Source organism: Actinomycetota bacterium (assembly GCA_030682655.1).
Taxonomy (GTDB): domain Bacteria; phylum Actinomycetota; class Coriobacteriia; order Anaerosomatales; family JAUXNU01; genus JAUXNU01.
The window spans coordinates 1-2455 of record JAUXNU010000136.1; the positions used below are offsets into that span (position 1 = coordinate 1).

At 59.6% G+C, this 2455-nt stretch carries 3 protein-coding genes; all 3 read right to left on the reverse strand.

Translation table 11 applies throughout. The features are described 5' to 3' along the window. Nucleotides 1–232: 232 nt before the first annotated feature. The 3 genes from cas2 to cas4 are packed head-to-tail and all read right to left on the reverse strand — an operon-like array spanning nucleotide 233 to nucleotide 2188. The gene (gene cas2 / locus Q8K99_08580) at nucleotides 233–523 is read right to left on the reverse strand and encodes a CRISPR-associated endonuclease Cas2 (protein MDP2182608.1); all 291 of its coding nucleotides are present in this window, start codon (nucleotides 521–523) and stop codon (nucleotides 233–235) included. A gap of 1 nt (nucleotide 524) precedes the next feature. Beyond that, a complete protein-coding gene (gene cas1c, locus Q8K99_08585; GenBank protein ID MDP2182609.1) occupies nucleotides 525–1568 on the reverse strand; it encodes a type I-C CRISPR-associated endonuclease Cas1c in 1044 nt (347 codons plus the stop codon). Nucleotides 1569–1570: 2 nt separating this feature from the next. Then, a complete protein-coding gene (gene cas4, locus Q8K99_08590) occupies nucleotides 1571–2188 on the reverse strand; it encodes a CRISPR-associated protein Cas4 (protein ID MDP2182610.1) in 618 nt (205 codons plus the stop codon). Nucleotides 2189–2455: the final 267 nt, after the last annotated feature.

The following is a 2455-nucleotide window of genomic DNA, read 5'->3' on the forward strand; positions in this document are numbered from 1 at the left end:
GTCACTCATCTGAGTGACCGCTGCACGACGCCTCACGCTGCTGCTGCAGCTCCCTCACGCGTTTCAATCCTCGGTCACTCAGCTGAGTGACCGCTGCTGGCCTTGAACTGGGTTCTCGGCCCATTCAAGGCATTCGTGAGACTTGTGTTCCTCGGAGCGGCATGACATCTAGGTTGGGCACTGGGCGCGAACCCCGTGCTCAAGAACTCCGCACTTGTGGTTCGCGCCGAACTCATAGAACCAGTGGTCCATCTGGATCATAGTACGGGTCACGCCCAGCTGCGATGATTGCATTCGCGCGAGGGTCGGCAAGCCGATAGATGCGCAAGCTATCGGACTCATCGTCGATTTCGTCGGTCAAGCGGTGAACCAGCCGCTGCAGCTGTGTGCTATCCACCCTGCACTCAAAGACGGATAGCTGAACGCGCTGTCCGCAACCCTCGCAGGCCTTGGCGACACGCCTCAGACGCCGCCTGCCAGCCTTGTCCTGAGTATTCACGTCATATGTGACGAGTATGTTCACGTCACCCTCCGTGGATGTACGGCGGATACTCCGAGATGTCGCCCCGCAGCCACCGGGCGAGTAGACGCGCCTGGAGATGCGTGACATAGCCGAACGGCACCCTCTTCTTGAGAAGCGCATGCGTGACCAGTTCGCGCTTGCGGGTTTGGTAGGCGTGCAACACGAGTCGTCTACCCTCTTCGTTGAGCAAGACGCTTCCTCCCACCTCATCTCTCGCGTCAAAGTGATCGGGCCTGAGCTGTCTTCGGTTGATCAGGGTGAGCACGAGTCTGTCGGCCAGGCACGATCGAAGCTCCTCGGCAAGGTCCAGGGCAAGCGAAGCCCGGCCCGGCCTCAGGCCATGAAGCATGCCGACTTGAGGGTCAAGGCCCACACCCTCTAGTGCCGCAACAACATCACTAACTAGAAGAGCGTAGACGAAGGAAAGTGACGCATTCACCCGATCCCTCGGGGGCCGACGCGACCGTAGCGCAAATGCGAACTCATCGCGTTCAACTGTGAGCAGGTCCGCGAATGCGCCAAAGTACTCGCGTGCCGCGTCTCCTTCACAACCTCGAATCGCATCGAGAGAGGCCGCTGATGAGAGTGACTCAAGTGCGCGTGCAAGATTCCCTGCGGCTTCGATCAGCCGCTTCTTTGCTGCATCCATGCGAGCGTCCCGAGCACCCCGAAGCAGGGTCCGGCGACTGTTGCGGATCTTGCCCACTACTATCTTGCGAGCCACTGTCATCCTGGTTGCAGTCTCTTCGTGGGCCCTGTACTGAGCGAGTCTCAACAGGACGTTTCCAGAGGTGGGCCCTACGACTCTGCACATGAATCGCCCGGCGTAGTCCAGGAACACGACTTGCCTGCCCTCGGCAACGCAGCGTTGCATCGCGCGGGAAGTGATAGTGCAGTTCCCGAACAGCACAACGGACTCCAGGTGCTGTAGCGGAACCTGGATGAGCTTCTCGTCGTCCACTTCAACGCGAAGCGTGTCGTGGTCAAGTCGCACGCGAGCGCTGTCCCTTTGGACGAACAGGGTATTGAGACACGTCGTCGCCATACCTACTCACCGCCCTCAACGAGTCCCTCTATGCTCCAATCTTGAGCAGTCGAGATGAGCTCTGGAGAACATGCCTCTTCGAGGGAACAGGACGTGCACCTGCCATCTGCGACCGGCGGCGGCGTGACGCCGCTGCGCTGCAAGACCCTGATTTCGTCGACAACGGTCGCTGTTGCGCGACGGAGATTATCGTCGAAGTTGACTTCACGCCAGCGTCGTGACGCGTGGTAGAAGATCGACCCCTGCGCAATCGGAACCGAGAGCATCTCCTCAAGACAGAGCGCCTGCGCACATAATTGCAGGTCATCGTGTAGCTTCGCTCGCCTTGCACCGCGCTTGTACTCCACGGGCCAGACTGTGCCATCCCCAAGGAACTCGATGGCATCTGCCTTCCCCACCAATCCAAACCGCTCGGACCACAAGGGCGCAGCGTACTCGACTCGCACGCCATTATGTAGAGACGTATGCGCAGAATCGACGCGCTCGTGTATGCGGTCTCCGCTCAGCGTCTGGGCGTTCTCTCGAAACGTCTGCTCGATGTGAATGAGCGCAAACTGGCGAGGGCAGTATGAGTAATGCTCAATGGCGGAGATGAGAACCAGGTCCTCCTCGGCGTACATGTTGGGAATCACCCCACAAGTCGCGTCAAGACTGCCCCGCCGGGAGCAGCGGCTTCATCAATCGTGACGGCGTAATCCGAGAAGGCGCGAGGGATCTCGTTTGCGCCGCTCCGATCCACGGACACTAAGGAAGCGTCAAACAACAACTGAGCGGTTGCGGGGATGGATCACATAGTTCCATTCGGGATGGAACTCATCTCGGGTGAGGTTGACTGTCGCCAGTTGGGCGTCTGAGACCCTGACGCCGCGTTGGTAGGAGCGCTCGTC

What these genes read in the sequence shown, in the direction of transcription:
- cas1c (MDP2182609.1), bottom strand. Translation starts at nt 1,568, where the DNA reads ATGGCGACGACGTGTCTCAATACCCTGTTCGTCCAAAGGGACAGCGCT.
- cas4 (MDP2182610.1), bottom strand. Translation starts at nt 2,188, where the DNA reads ATGTACGCCGAGGAGGACCTGGTTCTCATCTCCGCCATTGAGCATTAC.